This window comes from Pseudomonas sp. Sample_22 (assembly GCF_004307635.1).
Lineage (GTDB): Bacteria > Pseudomonadota > Gammaproteobacteria > Pseudomonadales > Pseudomonadaceae > Aquipseudomonas.
The window spans coordinates 35,269-51,272 of record NZ_RCNY01000032.1 but is presented as its reverse complement, the minus strand read 5'-3'; the positions used below and the strand labels follow the sequence as shown (position 1 = coordinate 51,272).

The window sequence follows — 16,004 nt, the reverse complement described above, 5'->3', positions numbered from 1 at the left end:
GGCGTTCTCTCAGATCAAATGATTACGCCGGGCAAGATCCCGCAGATGCACCGACGAATCCACGTTGAGTTTTTCAATCAAACGGGTTTTGTAGGTGCTGACGGTCTTGTGGCTCAAATGCATGATGTCGGCGATGGTCTTGTTGCTCATTCCGCGGGCCAGATGCTGAAAAATCGTCAACTCCCGGTCTGACAGATTGTCGATCATCTGTTTTTCACTGCGCTGCAACGTGCTCATCGACACTGAACTTGTGGGCAGCCGCGAGAAGTAGGTGTATCCGCCCATCACCGCGTGCACCGCCTTGTGCAGGTGCTCAAGGTCGTTGGTCTTGGCGACATAGGCAGCGGCTCCGGCGCGCATGCAGCGATCCTGATAAAACGACGGCTCCTGAGAGGTAAAGACCACCACGCGACAATTCACCTCGCCCGCCTTGATGCGAGCCAACACATCAAGCCCATCGAGAAACGGCAGGTTCAGGTCCAGTATCACCAGTTCCGGTTGGTGTTCACGGATCATCGGCAGGACTTCATTACCGGTGGAGGCTTCGTGGATGCGTTTGTACCCTTCCAGCTTGAGGACGATTTTGACTGCGCCGCGAATCACCGGATGATCGTCCACAATCAGCACTGACTTCATGGCAACTCCTGGGCAATTACACGATAAACGGGCGCTGACAGTCTTCGAGCAAGGCTCGAATCAGACGCAGCGGCTGCGCCTGGACTGTTGCATGGAAAGCGAGGCGAAACTACCTGACAGAAATGACAGTGCCGACAGACGGTCGCCGTGAATCCGCGAGGGCCATCAGCCGCTGGATCGAAGCGAGATCCGGCAACAAGGCATGGCTAACACTGACTTTGCGCTGCGCGCAGAGCGCGATTGCAGGCAGTTGCGCGCGCTGGCCGTCGTAGATCATCACGCGATCGAGCTGGTGGTTATCCAGGCAGAAATCCAGCAGGTCGAGTTTTCCGTGTCCCATTGCGGCGTTGATGATCAACAGATCGAAAGGCTCGCTGGCGTACTCCACCAGAACCAGCAGCTCTGCCATGTCTTGTACCGGGGCCACCCGGTAATAACCGAGCTGGTTGAACCAGCGCTCGATTCTTAGCCGGTTAAAGTGTTGTTCATCCGCGATCAGGATGCGTATGGATTTTTTGAACAACGTGGCCTCCCCGGTCAGATTATTGAGGTGGCAAGACTACGGAAGACCCGAAGGCCTTTCTGTAGGACTTTTCCCAAATACCAATGCACCGGTTCGGTTTATCAGAGCGCAATCGCAGGCAAGCCCGCTCACGCAGGGATCTTCAGTGGACACAAAAATGTGTGATCAAAGATCGAACTGTGGGAGCGGGCCCGCGATAACGCTTGTGCAGCCGGCAAATCTTTAGCTGGCAGTCGCCAATAACAGATCCTCCACCGAACTGGCGTGCCCGCGATGCTTGCCATGGTCATACAGTGAGCCAGCGATTTCATCGGCGCGGATCGGCAGGATCGACAGCAACGTGTCGCTCAAGCCATGGCTGGCCTGGCAGAAGCCCTGCATATAAATGCCCGCCTTGCAGCGTTCGTCGGTGATCACCTTGTAATTGCGGTCCACCTCGAAATCACCCAGATACGCTTGCAGCGGTGCCAGCAGTTTTCGGTGCATCTGCCGCTCGTATCCGGTGGCCAGCACTACCGCATCGTAATGGCGAGCCGTGACTTCGCCGGTGGCATTGTTGCGCACCGCCAGTTCGATACCGCGCTCAGTGGCGGTGGCTGTCTCGATGGTGGTCAGGGTGTGGAACGCGTGACGGGCAATCCCCGAGACTTTCTGGCGATAGAAAATACCGTAGATGCGTTCGATCAGGTCGATGTCCACGACCGAGTAGTTGGTGTTGTGGTACTCGTTGACCAGACGCTCACGCTCGCTGCTCTGCTGGTGGAATACCAGGTCGGTGAACTCCGGCGAGAAGACTTCGTTGACGAATGGGCTGTCGTCGGCTGGCTTGAGCGCCGAGCCGCGCAGAATCATGTCGACCTGCACCGAAGGAAAGCTGTCGTTGAGATCGATGAACGCTTCCGCCGCACTCTGCCCACCACCGATGATCGCGATGCTCATCGGCTGGTTGTTCACGCACGGCTGCCTGGCCATTTGCGCCAGGTACTGCGAATGATGGAACACCCGGCCATCCTCTTTCAGCGCCTTGAACGCTTCGGGAATACGCGGCGTGCCACCGGCGCTGACCACCACGGCACGCGCGGTGCGCACATGTTGATGGCCCGTCGAATCACGGGAAATCACGCGTAGCGCTTCAACCTGCTGGTTGTGCAGCACCGGCTCGATGGTCAGCACTTCTTCGCCGTAGCGGCTCTGACGCTCGAATTGCGCGGCAACCCAGCGCAGGTAGTCGTTGTACTCCATGCGGCATGGATAAAAGGTGCCCAGGTTGATGAAGTCGACCAGGCGCCCGTGGGCCTTGAGGTAATTGACGAACGAATAAGGGCTGGTCGGGTTGCGCAAGGTCACCAGGTCCTTGAGGAAGGAAATCTGCAACTCGCTCTGGGTCGACAGCGTGTTGCCGTGCCAGCTGTAGTTCGCCTGTTTGTCGAGAAACAGCACATCCAGTTCGCCCTGGATCGGACCGCGCTCTTGCAGAGCGATGGCCAGCGCCAGGTTCGAAGGGCCGAAGCCGACGCCGATCAGGTCGTGAACGATGGGCGATGCAATTGCCTGTGTCATTTCCAGTGTCCTCTGGATGAACCCCGGGGCGACGGGGCAAGGAGAGCCTAAGTGACCTGACCGGCCTGGAGCAGGACAGTAGGTCGTCTGTTGAGTAGGAACGAGGACAGTGAAATAAAATTTAACCGCAAGGCATCAAAGGACGCCGATCAGTGCGCATCCCATTGCTGCATGCGCACCCGGCAATGTTTCATCGCATTGACGATGTGCTTTTCGACCATGGCCCTGGAAATACCCAACTGCTCGGCGATTTGCGGATGTGACAGGCCTTCGATCTTGCGCAGCAGAAAACTCTCGCGACACAACCGAGGCAATTCCGCCAACGCGCGCTGGAGCATGTCCAGGCGCTGGCCGTGATCGAGGCTGTTGAGGGGTGACGGGGAGAAGTAACGCTCCTCGTTGTCCAGCACATCCAGCGGCTCGACCTGGCGCAGTGCATTGCGCCGATGATCGTCGATCACCAGGTTCAGCGCCGTACGATAAAGAAACGCCCGCGGCTGCTCGATCGGCGCGTCGCTGGAGCGCTCCAGGACTCGCAGATAAGCGTCATGCACCACATCTTCGGCAACCTGTCGGTTGCCGAGCTTGGCGTTCAGGAAACACACCAGCTCGCGATAGTAGTTTTCCAACATGACTCCGGCACGGGGACGGTCTTGAGCCACTTCATCGACCAGAAAACAGGCAATGGCACGATAGTGGCAATTGAGCTGCGTAATTTATAGTAATTCTCATATAGATTTAAAGTATTGCTTTGTCTTGGCTGACAAATAGTTGCCGGGCCGTGGAAACCTCCGAATTACACAATACCTGTGGGAGCTGGCTTGCCAGCGATGGCGGAGTATCAGCCGGCACATTCACTGACTGATCCACCGCTATCGCTGGCAAGCCAACTCCCACAGGATGGTTGTATCACCCAGGCACGCGGCAGCTGTTACGCCATATGTCCCAGGCTAAATTCCCCAATGGCTTCTTCGTTTACAGGACAGCTACCCGTCTCTATCCGCTCCCCGCGCTGAACGACGGGCCGAAATCCTTTGGCCGGAACTCTGCATGAAACGTCCCCGTCCCGCCCGACGCGCCCTGCTTGCTGCGCTCTGTCTGATCCCCGTTATCGCCGTCGCCGCCTGGCAGATCATCCCTCCCGGCCGCGACCAGTTCGTCACGGTGCAGGTCACCCGCGCCGATATCGAAAGCAGCGTGACCGCGCTAGGCACCTTGCAACCGCGGCGTTATGTCGATGTCGGCGCGCAGGCGTCCGGGCAAATCCACAAGATCCATGTGGAAGTCGGAGATGTCGTCAAGGAAGGCCAGTTGCTGGTGGAAATCGATCCATCCACGCAACAGGCCAAACTCGACGCTGGACGTTTTTCCATCGAAAACCTCAAGGCACAGCTTGAAGAACAGCGTGCGCTGCACGAACTCGCCCGGCAAAAATTCCAGCGTCAACAGCATCTCAAGGCCGGTGGCGCCACCCGCGAAGAAGACGTGCAGACCGCCCAGGCCGAACTGCGCGCCACCCAAGCGCGCATCGACATGTTCCAGGCGCAGATTCGCCAGGCCCAGGCCAGCCTGCGCAGCGATCAGGCCGAACTCGGCTACACCCGGATCTACGCGCCGATGTCCGGCACCGTAGTCGCACTCGACGCCCGCGAGGGCCAGACCCTCAATGCCCAGCAGCAGACGCCGTTGATTCTGCGCATCGCCAAACTGTCGCCGATGACGGTTTGGGCCGAAGTTTCTGAAGCTGATATCGGCCATGTCAAACCCGGCATGACGGCCTGGTTCACCACCCTCAGCGGTGGCGCCCGACGCTGGAAAAGCACCGTGCGGCAGATTCTGCCGGTGCCGCCAAAACCCCTCGACCAAACCAGTCAGGGCGGCGGCAGCCCCGCCAGCTCGAGCAAAAGCGGCAGCGCTCGGGTGGTGCTGTATACCGTACTGCTCGACGTCGACAACGCCGACAACGCGTTGATGGCAGAAATGACCACCCAGGTATTTTTTGTCGCCGATCAGGCGCAAAACGTTCTCACCGCGCCGATTGCGGCGCTGCAGGCAGGAAAACAAGCCGGCAGCCAGACCGCGCAAGTGGTTGCCAAAAACGGCAGCATCGAACAACGCAACGTCCGCACCGGCATCAGCGATCGTCTGCAGGTGCAGATTCTCGACGGCCTGCAAGAAGGCGATCACCTGTTGATTGGCCCGGCCGACGGGAGTGGCGGTTGAATGCAAACGCCCCTGATCGAACTGCAGGACATCCGCAAGGCCTATGGCGGTGGCGACGCACCTGAAGTTCACGTGTTGCGCGGCATTGACCTGTCGATCCATGCCGGGGAATTCGTGGCGATTGTCGGCGCGTCCGGTTCCGGCAAGTCGACACTGATGAACATCCTCGGCTGCCTCGACCGGCCGACCTCGGGCGAGTACCGCTTCGCCGGGGAAAATGTCGCGGCGCTCGACAGTGACGAACTGGCCTGGCTGCGCCGCGAAGCGTTCGGCTTCGTGTTTCAGGGTTACCACCTGATTCCATCCGGCTCGGCCCAGGAAAACGTCGAGATGCCGGCCATCTACGCTGGCATTCCGGCTGCCGAGCGCCACGCCCGCGCCGCCGCCCTGCTCGACCGCCTCGGCCTGGGCGCGCGTACAGGCAACCGCCCGCACCAACTCTCGGGCGGGCAACAGCAACGGGTGTCGATTGCCCGCGCCTTGATGAATGGCGGCCACATCATCCTGGCCGACGAACCCACCGGCGCCCTCGACAGCCACAGCGGCAAGGAAGTCATGGCGCTGCTTGACGAACTGGCGAGCCAGGGCCACGTCGTGATCCTGATCACCCACGATCGCGAAGTGGCGGCCCGGGCCAAACGCATCATTGAAATACGCGATGGCCTGATCATCAGCGACAGCGCCCGTGACAATCCCGCCGCGCAACAGTCGGCAACCTCCGGTGCACTGCAAGCCGTCGATTTGCGTAAGCGCCTGAGCGAAGGTGCCCAAGCTACCGGTGCCTGGAAAGGCGAACTGGTCGACGCGGTCCAGGCCGCCTGGCGGGTGATGTGGATCAACAAGTTCCGTACTGCGCTGACCCTGCTCGGGATCATCATCGGCGTCGCTTCGGTGGTGGTGATGCTGGCCGTGGGCGAAGGCAGCAAGCGTCAGGTCATGGCACAGATGGGCGCGTTCGGCTCCAACATCATTTACCTCAGCGGCTCGTCGCCCAACCCGCGTACACCGCTGGGCATCGTCACCCTCGACGAAGTCAAGGCCGTGGCCAGCCTGCCGCAAGTGATGCGCATCATGCCGGTCAACGGCCAGGAAGCCGGGGTGCGCTTCGGCAACCTCGACCATTTGAGCTACGTCGGCGGCAACGACACCAACTTCCCCGCGATCTTCAACTGGCCTGTAGTCGAAGGCAGTTACTTCACCGAAGCCGACGAACAGAACGCGGCAGCCGTGGCGGTGATCGGCCATAAGGTCCGCACTAAACTGCTCAAGGACGTGGCCAACCCGATTGGCCAATACATCCTGATCGAGAACGTGCCGTTCCAGGTGGTCGGGGTTCTGGCGGAAAAAGGTGCCAGCTCCGGCGACTCCGACAGCGACGACCGCATCGCCATCCCCTACTCCGCCGCCAGCGTGCGCCTGTTCGGCACACACAACCCGGAGTACATCGCGATTGCCGCCGCCGATGCGCGCAAGGTCAAGGAAACGGAACGCGCCATCGAGCAATTGATGCTGCGCCTGCACAACGGCAAGAAGGATTTCGAACTGACCAACAACGCGGCGATGATCCAGGCCGAAGCGCGCACGCAGAACACCCTGTCGCTGATGCTCGGTTCGATTGCCGCGATTTCGCTGCTGGTGGGCGGTATCGGTGTGATGAACATCATGCTCATGACTGTGCGTGAGCGCACTCGCGAGATCGGTATTCGCATGGCCACCGGCGCCCGGCAGCGGGATATCCTGCGCCAGTTTCTGACGGAAGCCGTGATGCTGTCGGTCGTCGGCGGGCTCGCCGGAATTGCCCTGGCGCTGATCGTCGGTGGCGTGCTGGTCCTCAGCGAAGTCGCGGTCGCCTTCTCCCTGATAGCGGTGCTGGGCGCCTTCGGCTGCGCCCTGGTCACCGGTGTTGTCTTCGGCTTCATGCCGGCCCGCAAAGCTGCCCGACTCGACCCGGTCACGGCCCTTACCAGTGAATAAACGATTGATGAAGCCGCCACTCAGCCTGTTGACCCTGTGTTTGTTGCTCAGCGCTTGCGGCAGCCCTGCCCAGCGCCCGGACAGCGGCGTTGTGCCGCCCGCCGCCTGGCAATCGCCGCACACCGCCGGCGCCGTTCACGACAATCAGCAATGGTGGAACCGCTTCGGCAGCCCGCAACTGGGACGGCTGATCGAACAGGCCCGGGTCGGCAGTTACGACCTGGCCGCTGCCATCGCCCGAGTGCGCCAGGCACAGGCTGAAACGGTAGTCGCTGGTGGTTCACAGTTGCCCGAAGTCAAGGCCGGGGCCAACGCCAACCGGCAAAAACTGCTGCGCGGCAGCGGTTACAGCCAACTCGACGCCGACAGCAGTAATGACGCTGTGGATTACTTCGACGCCAATCTCACCGCGAGTTACGAAGTCGATTTCTGGGGCGGCCAGCGTGCCTCCCGCGACAGTGCGCAATTTGCCCTGCGCGCCAGCGAATTCGATCAGGCGACCGTTGAGCTGACGCTGCTGAGCGGCGTGGCCAGCGGCTACGCACAGACCTTGTCGCTGCAAGAGCAAAGCCGCATTGCCGAGTTGAATCTGGCCAACGCGCAGAGTGTGTTGAAACTGGTGCAGACCCGTTTTGACGCGGGCTCGGCGACGGCGCTGGAACTGGCTCAGCAGAAAAGCCTGGTGGCCGCGCAGCAACGCCAGTTGCCGCTGGTGCAGCAGCAGGTCAGGGACGCGCAGATCAGCCTCGCCACCCTGCTCGGCCGTCCGGTGCAGGCATTGTCTTTGGGCCAGGAGCGCTTCGATCAACTGTCATGGCCAGCCATTGATGCCGGGGTGCCCAGCCAATTACTCAGCCGTCGACCGGACATCGCCCGCGCCGAAGCACAACTGGCCGCCGCCCAGGCCGACGTCACCGTAGCCCGCGCCGCCATGTTGCCGACCGTGACCCTGAGCGCGGAAATCGGCTCCGGCGCCGATCGTGCCGCAGACATTCTGCGCAGTCCCTTCTACAACCTCACCGCCGGTTTGCTCTCGCCGGTGTTCAACAATGGCCGCCTCGGCGCCGAACGCGACAAGGCCACAGCGCGACAGCAAGAGCTGCTGGAAACCTATCGTGGCGCAATCATCGATGGTTTCGCCGACGTGGAAAAAGCGCTGAACAGCATTCGCGGGCTGGACGAACAACGGCAGTGGCAAAGTGAAGAACTGCAACAGGCGCAAACCGCGTTCAACCTTGCGCAAAGTCGCTATGAAGCGGGGGCCGAGGATTTACTGACCGTGCTGGAAACCCAGCGCACGCTGTATGCGGCGCAGGACTTGAATGTGCAACTGCGGCTGTCGCGGATGCAGGCGAGTATTGCGCTGTACAAGGCGCTTGGGGGTGGGTGGCAGGCTTTGTAGTGGTGGTGTTGATCGTTCCCACGCTCTGCGTGGGAATGCCTCCACGGACGCTCCGCGTTCGGCTCTGGATGGGACGCAGAGCGTCCCGGGCTGCATTCCCACGCGGAGCGTGGGAACGATCACTGCGGTGCTCAGGCCTGACTTTGTTTGGCCTTTAAATGCCGCGCATACCAAGGTCGTTGCGGCACTTTGCGAAACAGGTCTTCGAGTTTCTTTTCATCCTCGCCAAAGGTAATCCGCAGCGCCAGCTTCATGGTTTCCGGATCCATTTCCACTGACTTACCCGCCTGCAACCCTGGTGTGGTGCTGCAACCATGGGTGGCAGGACCGAGCCACGGGTCGGCGATCTCGACCCAGCGCCCCGGTGCGAACCACGGCACGCCGTTGACCTCCAGCCGACTGACCTGCCCCGGATGAAAGCGCTCATGGGCACGGAACCAGTCTTCCAGGCGATCATCGATCCAGCCATGGAAATGCCAGAACACCGGATTCACGTGAGAGGAAAACGGATCACCGAGAAAATCGTTTTCCGGCGCATACCAACGCGCCGAGAAGTCCGCCGGATCCCGGGCGAACGGCACCGGCTGACCGTTGGATGGGTCACGCGGCACCGAGGCCCAGCGCATGTGCAGCCAGTCGTGCAGACCCAACTCCACCTCCGAGCCGAACTGCCCCAGCGTCAACTTCGACAGATAACGCGGATCGCGGTACTGCGATTCCCAAACCTGGAAATTGCTGTGGTAGGTCTCGGCGGTCTTGATATCGCTGACCCACTGCGAGTACTCGTCATCGTCCTCGGCCAGCCAGGTCGGCGGCAGTGCGGTGCCGTCGTGATTGTCGAAATAGTTGGCGAAGCCGACGCGGTCCCGGGCCAGTTCGGGCTGCGGCAGCGGAAAATGCGTCCACGATGGCAAATCCTGCATCGAACGTGCGGTGCCGAGCATGTGCCGGTGCATGAAGAAAAAATCCACGCCCGAGCCGTTGCGATCCTTGCGTTTGCCACGGGCATCTCGCTCCTGGTCCCGCGGGCCGGGTTGCCAGCCAATACCGCGCAAGGCATTGCGCTTGTCTTCGGGCAAGGTATGCCACTTGTCCCGGGACGCATGCCAGAGCTGGTGAAACAGGCGATGCTCCTGGGACGTCAGCCACGCCAATAGCGGCGGGTTCAAACCGGTGCGCTCCCGGGCTTCGGGGAAGACTTTTTTCACGGCAACAAAACGGTTGTCCTGCGCCGTCAGCATCAAGGGTCGATCCAGATCCAGCACGCGACCACTGAGTGAGCCGCTGCCGGCATTGCCGAACCCGGCCCAGACCTCATCGAGCGCCATGCTGAATTCGTAATCGCAGCTTCCCGTCGCGCTCACCAGTCGCCAGCTCAACTGCGCCGGTTTGGCACTGGCCAGATCACCGAGCACCCGGTAGCGGGGTTGTTCGCTGGAGCGCAATCGTGCGGCGGTGTCGAGAAAACCGATCAGGCCACGGCCCTTGTGACCGATGTCGAGAAACACTTCCAGCCCTTCGCGCGGCAAACCTTCAAGACCTGCGTCACGGCCTTCGAAACGAATCTGCCAGACACCGCGCAGGGTGTCCGCCAAGCGCTGGCCGGCGACATCCGCGACATCGAATGAAGCTTCACCCGGCGTGATTGTCGGGTCCGGTTTCGTCCATTGGCGATGCCCATAAAAAGCCGCAGGCACGGCAGCGCCGGTCAGCGCCAGGCCCGCCATGAACCATCGTCGAGAAATCGTCATTGCCCTACCTGTGTCAGCCATGGAGCAGGCTTTATCCAAGCTAGAACGTTTGTTGCCCTGCGAAATTTAAAAGCATCGCTGGCAAGCCAGCTCCCACAGGTATCGAGTTTGGATGGGATTATGTGAACACCACCGTCCATTGTGGGAGCTGGCTTGCCAGCGATGAGGCCAGTGCAATCACCTAAATTCTTCAGCTGCCCACTCGTTCCTCCCAGATAGCAAAGCCCCCCGCGGCGAACCTGACTGAGACGGCAATGACAAAACCACGTTCGAAAAAGGCTCTTTACATCGGCCTGCCATTGGCCCTGGCGATCAGCGCAGGTGCCGGCTTCGCGGCTTGGGATTATTGGTTCAAGGACAATCCCGGTTACCCGGTCAAAGTGATGAAGCAGGCCGATGAATTGCACGAACGCCTGCTCTCGTTCGACAGCCACATCACCGTGCCGATGGACTTCGGCACTGCCGGCAACGAAGCCGACAAGGACGGCAGCGGCCAGTTCGACCTGGTGAAAACCGCTCGCGGTCGCCTCTCCGGTGCCGCGCTGACCATTTTCGGCTGGCCGGAAATCTGGAACGGCCCCAACGCACCCCATCGCCCCACCGCGGGTTTCATTGAAGAAGCACGCTTCGAACAGGAAACCCGCTACAAGATCATCACCACGCTGGTGCGTGACTTCCCCAATCAGGTGGCCATCGCCTACACCCCCGATGATTTCCGTCGCCTGCATGGCGAAGGCAAGTTCGCGATCTTCATGAGCATGCTCAACGCCTACCCGCTGGGCAACGACCTCAATGCCCTGGACAAATGGGCCGCGCGCGGCATGCGCATGTTCGGCTTCAGCTACGTGGGCAATAACGCCTGGGCCGATTCGTCGCGGCCATTGCCGTTCTTCAATGATTCGCGGGACGCCCTCGGCGGGCTTTCGGACCTCGGCAAACAAGCCGTGCACCGTCTCAATGATTTGGGCGTGATCATCGACGTGTCGCAGATGTCGACCAAAGCCCTGGAACAAGTCGCCCGGTTGAGCCGCACGCCAATGGTCGCCTCGCATTCGGCGCCCCGCGGGCTGGTGGATATTCCGCGTAACCTCAGCGACCACGAAATGCAGTTGATCAAGGACAGCGGGGGCGTGGTGCAGATTGTCGGTTTCCCGACCTACATCCGCCCGCTGAGCCAGGCCACGCAGGCCAAGCTCAACGCCCTGCGTGCGCGCTTCGACCTGCAACCGCTGCAAGGTCTGGAGATGGCGCTGATGCCGGGGGATCCGGTCATCACGGTCTGGTCCGAGCAACGCTTTGGCGAATACGCCAGCCAGCTCTACGCCATCGTCGACGAAGAACCGAAGGCCACGCTCAAGGATTACGGCGATGCGATTGACTATGCGGTGAAGAAAATCGGTATCGACCACGTTGGCATCAGCTCCGACTTCAACGATGGCGGCGGCCTCGATGGCTGGAAGGATGTCAGCGAGGCGCGCAACGTCACCGCCGAGCTGATCAGCCGCGGCTACGGCGAAGCCGACATCGCCAAGCTCTGGGGCGGCAATTTTCTGCGGGTCTGGGATCAGGTCGAGAAATCCTCCAGACCCGTCGCAAAAAACTGATACCACATTTGCCAAGCGAAGCCGAAGCCATGACCAACCGTCGTTCATTCCTCAAGCAGGCCGGTATTCTCGCCGCCGGCCTGCCGCTGGCTGCCGGCGTGAATCTGCCGGCGCTGGCCGGCAATCCACAGCAGCCATCGCAACCCCTGGCCAAGGGCAAATGGGCGCAACTGCGCCAGCTGTTCAATCAAGACCCGGACTACTTGCACTTCGCCAACTTCCTGGTGACCTCGCACCCGACGCCGGTGCGCAACGCCATCGACATGCACCGCGCCAGCATCGACCGCAACCCCGGCCGCGCCATGGACTGGGACTTGCAGGAAACCGAAAAACGCGAGCACAACGTGCGGGTCTGGGCTGGCCGCTACCTCAATGCCACGCCTGAACAGATCGCACTGACCGGCAGCACCACCGAAGGCCTGGCGATGATCTACGGCGGTATTCATGTGCGCCCGGACCAGGAAATCCTGGTCAGCGAACACGAGCATTACTCGACCCACTACACCCTGGAGTTTCGCCAGCAACGCCAGGGCACCAAGGTGCGCAAACTCAAGCTGTTCGCAAACAGCCACGACATTTCCGTGGACGAAGTGCTCGACTCGATCGCCAAAGGCATTCGCCCCGAAACCCGCGTGCTGGGCATGACCTGGGTGCAATCGGGCAGCGGCGTGAAATTGCCGATCGGTGAAATCGGCAAGCTCGTCGAAGAACTGAACCGCCAGCGCGAAGAAAAGGACCGCCTGCTGTACGTGGTCGACGGCGTCCACGGCTTCGGTGTCGAAAATCTCGACTTCCCCGACATGCACTGCGATTTCTTCATCGCCGGCACCCACAAATGGATGTTCGGCCCCCGTGGCACCGGGATCGTTTGCGCGCGCTCGGCCGAGGTCAAGGACGTCACGCCGATCATTCCGACCTTCGGCGAAGCCACCGATTTCGCAACCATCATGACCCCCGGCGGCTATCACAGTTTCGAACATCGCTGGGCGGCGGACGAAGCGTTCAAACTGCACCTGGACCTGGGCAAGGCCGACGTCCAGGCGCGCATTCATGAACTCAACACCTACGCCAAGCTGCGGCTGCTGGAACAGCCGCGGATCGAGCTGGTTACCCCGCAGAGTCCGCAGCTGTCGGCCGGTTTCACGTTTTTCAGGGTCAAGCAGCAGGATTGCGAAAAGATCGCCAGCGCACTGATGCAAAACCGCGTGGTCTGCGACTCGGTCGACCGCGACGTCGGCCCGGTGATCCGTATTGCCCCGGGTCTGCTCAATAGCGAAAGCGAAATCGACCGTTTCATGGCCCTACTCAACAAAATCGCCTGACGCCTGATTTTCGTAGGGGCCAGGCTTGCCGGCGAAGGCGTCCATCACATCGCCTTCGCCGACAAGCCTGGCTCCTACAGATTCGACTCTCACCTTTTTATCGAGATGACACATGAACAGTGATCTGCTGCCATTCAAGGCCCTCGCCCTGGCCGCCATCATGGCCGGCCTGCTGCCTGCCGCCGTCCACGCCGCCACACCAACGCCACCGGGCAAGGTATTCAAGGACTGCCGCGATTGCCCGGAAATGGTGGTTTTGCCCGCCGGCACCTTCACCATGGGCACCCCCGATGACGAAGTCGGCCGCGAGCCCGATGAAGGGCCGATGCATGACGTGACGTTCGCCAGGCCGTTCGCCATGAGCCGCTTCCAGATCACCGCAGGCGAGTGGGACAGCTACGTCAAGGAAAGCGGTGTGACCATCGCCAACGGCGATACCCGCCCCGGTCGCGAGTGCATCGCCAGCAAGCCGCGTTATCCACAGACCCCGCGCCAGCCAGCGGTGTGCATGAACTTCGATGACGTTAAAAACTACGTCGCCTGGCTGTCGAAGAAAACCGGGCAGAAGTACAGCATGGTCAGCGAAGCACAGCGCGAATACGCGGCACGCGGCGGTACCAAGGGTCCGTTCCCCTTCCCGTTCGATGAAGGCAAGCAATACAGCATCGCCAGGCACGCCAACACCTACGGCCCGGCTGACGGCTACAGCTACAGCTCACCGGTCGGCAGCTACCCGCCTAACGCCTTCGGCATGTACGACATGCATGGCAACGTCTACGAATGGGTCGAGGATTGCGAACATCCGAACTACGTCGGCGCCCCCACCGACGGTAGTGCCTGGCTGGAAGCCAACTGCGAAGCCGTGCGCATCCGCGGCAATGACTGGGGTGAAGCGCCGGTGTTCTCCCGCTCCGGCAACCGCAACAGCCAGTACCCACAGGAACGCGGGGACTGGATAGGCTTTCGCGTAGTGCGCCAGCTCTAAGGCACACCACGTTCCCCCTGTGGGAGCCAGCCTGCTGGCGATGACGACTTGTCAGTCAGCAGAGATGTCGACTGACCGTCCGCCATCGCCAGCAGGCTGGCTCCCACAGGGTTGATTGATCGTTCCCACGCTCCGCGTGGGAATGCATCCCGTGACGCTCCGCGTCACCTTCATTCATTCGAGCGACGGTCACCACCAGTCAACCGACGCTAAATTAACCCCTCGACCAGACGTTCTACTGGGTATCTGCCTTACGACCCAAGGAACAGTCTTCCATGACCCAGCCCACTCGCGGCGCCATCGGCGAATTGTTCGCCCTGCTCAAACCCTTTCGACTGATCGTCGCCGCGTCCATTTTCCTGGGCATGGTCGGCGGCCTGAGCGTCACGGTGTTGCTGGCGACCATCAACAACGCATTGCACTCGGACGGCCTGACCCAGGGCGTGGTGGCGCTGTTCGCCGGCCTGTGTCTGTTGGCGCTGGCCAGTTCGATCTGCTCCGACATCGGCACCAACTATGTCGGCCAGCACATCATCGCCAAGCTGCGCAAACAGTTGGGTGAGAAAGTCCTGTCGGCACCGATCGAACAGATCGAACGCTACCGCAGCCATCGACTGATCCCGGTGTTGACCCACGACGTCGACACCATCAGTGATTTCGCCTTCGCCTTCGCGCCGCTGGCGATTTCCGTCACCGTGACCCTCGGTTGCATGGGCTACCTGGCAATCCTGTCATGGCCGATGTTCCTGATCATGCTGGCCGCGATCATGATCGGCACGGCGATCCAGGCCTATGCCCAGAGCAAAGGCGTACAGGGCTTCATGGCTGCCCGCGATGCCGAAGACGAGTTGCAGAAGCACTACAACGCCATCGCCGAAGGTGCCAAGGAACTGCGGATTCACCGCCCGCGCCGCCAGCGCATGTTCACTTCGGGCATCAAGGGCACCGCCGAATTCATCTGCAACACCCAAGTGCGCTCGATCAATACTTTCGTCATTGCCAAGACCTTCGGCTCGATGCTGTTCTTCGTGGTCATCGGCCTGGCCCTGGCGCTGCAAACCTTCTGGCCGAGCGCCGACAAGACCGTGATGAGCGGCTTCGTGCTGGTGCTGCTGTACATGAAAGGCCCGCTGGAACACCTGATCAGTACCTTGCCGATCGTCAGCCGCGCGCAGATTGCCTTTCGCCGCATCGCTCAATTGTCCGAACAGTTTTCCACCCCTGAGCCGCACCTGTTGCTCAGCGATCAGGGCGACGTCAAACCCGCCGTGCACCAACTGCAACTGGCGGAAGTGCGCTACACCTTCCCGTCGGTGGACGGTGCCACACCGTTCCAGTTGGGTCCGGTCAACCTGACCATCAAACAGGGCGACATCACTTTCATCGTCGGCGAAAACGGCTGCGGCAAGACCACGCTGATCAAGTTGCTGTTGGGCCTGTACACCCCGCAACAGGGGCAGATCCGCGTCAACGGCGAGGCCATCGATGCACAGAACCGCGACGACTATCGCCAGTTGTTCACCACCATTTTTGCCGACTACTACCTGTTCGACGACGTGGTCCAGGGCGACACGCACATCCCGGAAGATGCCAACAAGTACCTGCAACGCCTGGAAATCGCGCACAAGGTCAGCGTCAAGGACGGCAACTTCACCACCACCGACCTTTCCACCGGCCAGCGCAAGCGTCTGGCGCTGGTCAATGCCTGGCTGGAAGAACGGCCGGTTCTGGTGTTCGACGAATGGGCGGCGGACCAGGACCCGACCTTTCGCCGGATTTTCTACACCGAACTGCTGCCGGACCTCAAACGCCTGGGCAAGACCATCATCGTGATCTCCCACGATGACCGTTATTTCGACGTCGCCGACCAACTGGTGCGCATGGAAAGCGGCCGGGTCGTGAGCGAATTGACCCCAGCCTGATCACCCATTTCAAGACCTTGCGCAGAACCTGTGGGAGCGGGCTTGCCCGCGATAGCGGTGACGAGTGGCATGGGGAAGACAGTTGCTCCCACAGGTTTTTGT

General features: G+C 61.0%; 12 protein-coding genes. 7 read left to right on the top strand and 5 right to left on the bottom strand.

The window, feature by feature from the left end; genetic code table 11:
* Positions 1 to 9 precede the first annotated feature (9 nt).
* The 4 genes from D8U73_RS08235 to D8U73_RS08220 form a co-directional block, all read right to left on the bottom strand.
* On the bottom strand, positions 10 to 636 hold the full coding sequence (locus D8U73_RS08235; protein WP_130904185.1) for a response regulator transcription factor: 627 nt from the start codon (positions 634 to 636) through the stop codon (positions 10 to 12).
* A 109-nt stretch (positions 637 to 745) separates the two neighbouring features.
* On the bottom strand, positions 746 to 1,159 hold the full coding sequence (locus tag D8U73_RS08230) for a response regulator (protein WP_130904184.1): 414 nt from the start codon (positions 1,157 to 1,159) through the stop codon (positions 746 to 748).
* A gap of 222 nt (positions 1,160 to 1,381) precedes the next feature.
* A complete protein-coding gene (locus tag D8U73_RS08225) occupies positions 1,382 to 2,719 on the bottom strand; it encodes a SidA/IucD/PvdA family monooxygenase (protein ID WP_130904183.1) in 1,338 nt (445 codons plus the stop codon).
* A 149-nt stretch (positions 2,720 to 2,868) separates the two neighbouring features.
* The gene (locus D8U73_RS08220) at positions 2,869 to 3,381 is read right to left on the bottom strand and encodes a sigma-70 family RNA polymerase sigma factor (RefSeq protein ID WP_082557599.1); all 513 of its coding nucleotides are present in this window, start codon (positions 3,379 to 3,381) and stop codon (positions 2,869 to 2,871) included.
* Between the two features lie 388 nt (positions 3,382 to 3,769).
* Here D8U73_RS08220 and D8U73_RS08210 point away from each other — a divergent pair, with 388 nt between their 5' ends.
* Genes D8U73_RS08210 through D8U73_RS08200 form a run of 3 tightly spaced genes read left to right on the top strand, consistent with a single transcriptional unit; the run spans position 3,770 to position 8,318 of the window.
* Positions 3,770 to 4,942, top strand: coding sequence for an efflux RND transporter periplasmic adaptor subunit (locus D8U73_RS08210; RefSeq protein ID WP_130904181.1), 1,173 nt, complete (start codon positions 3,770 to 3,772; stop codon positions 4,940 to 4,942).
* Positions 4,943 to 6,916 (top strand): MacB family efflux pump subunit, encoded by a 1,974-nt coding sequence (locus D8U73_RS08205; RefSeq protein WP_130904180.1) that lies wholly within the window; start codon positions 4,943 to 4,945, stop codon positions 6,914 to 6,916.
* Between the two features lie 7 nt (positions 6,917 to 6,923).
* Positions 6,924 to 8,318, top strand: coding sequence for an efflux transporter outer membrane subunit (locus D8U73_RS08200; RefSeq protein WP_130904179.1), 1,395 nt, complete (start codon positions 6,924 to 6,926; stop codon positions 8,316 to 8,318).
* A gap of 131 nt (positions 8,319 to 8,449) precedes the next feature.
* Here D8U73_RS08200 and D8U73_RS08195 read toward each other — a convergent pair whose 3' ends face one another.
* On the bottom strand, positions 8,450 to 10,069 hold the full coding sequence (locus D8U73_RS08195; RefSeq protein ID WP_130904178.1) for a PvdJ/PvdD/PvdP-like protein: 1,620 nt from the start codon (positions 10,067 to 10,069) through the stop codon (positions 8,450 to 8,452).
* A 254-nt stretch (positions 10,070 to 10,323) separates the two neighbouring features.
* Here D8U73_RS08195 and pvdM point away from each other — a divergent pair, with 254 nt between their 5' ends.
* The 4 genes from pvdM to D8U73_RS08175 all read left to right on the top strand — a co-directional run bounded on the left by pvdM (position 10,324) and on the right by D8U73_RS08175 (position 15,902).
* Positions 10,324 to 11,673: a pyoverdine-tailoring dipeptidase-like protein PvdM gene (pvdM, locus tag D8U73_RS08190; RefSeq protein ID WP_056854876.1), complete on the top strand. Its 1,350-nt coding sequence runs from the start codon at positions 10,324 to 10,326 to the stop codon at positions 11,671 to 11,673.
* Positions 11,674 to 11,702: 29 nt separating this feature from the next.
* A complete protein-coding gene (locus D8U73_RS08185) occupies positions 11,703 to 12,995 on the top strand; it encodes an aminotransferase class V-fold PLP-dependent enzyme (protein WP_130904177.1) in 1,293 nt (430 codons plus the stop codon).
* Between the two features lie 112 nt (positions 12,996 to 13,107).
* Positions 13,108 to 13,980, top strand: coding sequence for a formylglycine-generating enzyme family protein (locus tag D8U73_RS08180; RefSeq protein WP_130904176.1), 873 nt, complete (start codon positions 13,108 to 13,110; stop codon positions 13,978 to 13,980).
* Positions 13,981 to 14,255: 275 nt separating this feature from the next.
* Positions 14,256 to 15,902: a cyclic peptide export ABC transporter gene (locus tag D8U73_RS08175; RefSeq protein WP_130904175.1), complete on the top strand. Its 1,647-nt coding sequence runs from the start codon at positions 14,256 to 14,258 to the stop codon at positions 15,900 to 15,902.
* Positions 15,903 to 16,004 lie beyond the last annotated feature (102 nt).

Excerpts from the sequence above, each read along its gene's own strand:
- D8U73_RS08235 (WP_130904185.1), bottom strand. The coding sequence starts at position 636 with ATGAAGTCAGTGCTGATTGTGGACGATCATCCGGTGATTCGCGGCGCA.
- D8U73_RS08225 (WP_130904183.1), bottom strand. The coding sequence starts at position 2,719 with ATGACACAGGCAATTGCATCGCCCATCGTTCACGACCTGATCGGCGTC.
- D8U73_RS08210 (WP_130904181.1), top strand. The coding sequence starts at position 3,770 with ATGAAACGTCCCCGTCCCGCCCGACGCGCCCTGCTTGCTGCGCTCTGT.
- D8U73_RS08205 (WP_130904180.1), top strand. The coding sequence starts at position 4,943 with ATGCAAACGCCCCTGATCGAACTGCAGGACATCCGCAAGGCCTATGGC.
- D8U73_RS08200 (WP_130904179.1), top strand. The coding sequence starts at position 6,924 with ATGAAGCCGCCACTCAGCCTGTTGACCCTGTGTTTGTTGCTCAGCGCT.
- D8U73_RS08195 (WP_130904178.1), bottom strand. The coding sequence starts at position 10,069 with ATGACGATTTCTCGACGATGGTTCATGGCGGGCCTGGCGCTGACCGGC.
- pvdM (WP_056854876.1), top strand. The coding sequence starts at position 10,324 with ATGACAAAACCACGTTCGAAAAAGGCTCTTTACATCGGCCTGCCATTG.
- D8U73_RS08185 (WP_130904177.1), top strand. The coding sequence starts at position 11,703 with ATGACCAACCGTCGTTCATTCCTCAAGCAGGCCGGTATTCTCGCCGCC.
- D8U73_RS08180 (WP_130904176.1), top strand. The coding sequence starts at position 13,108 with ATGAACAGTGATCTGCTGCCATTCAAGGCCCTCGCCCTGGCCGCCATC.
- D8U73_RS08175 (WP_130904175.1), top strand. The coding sequence starts at position 14,256 with ATGACCCAGCCCACTCGCGGCGCCATCGGCGAATTGTTCGCCCTGCTC.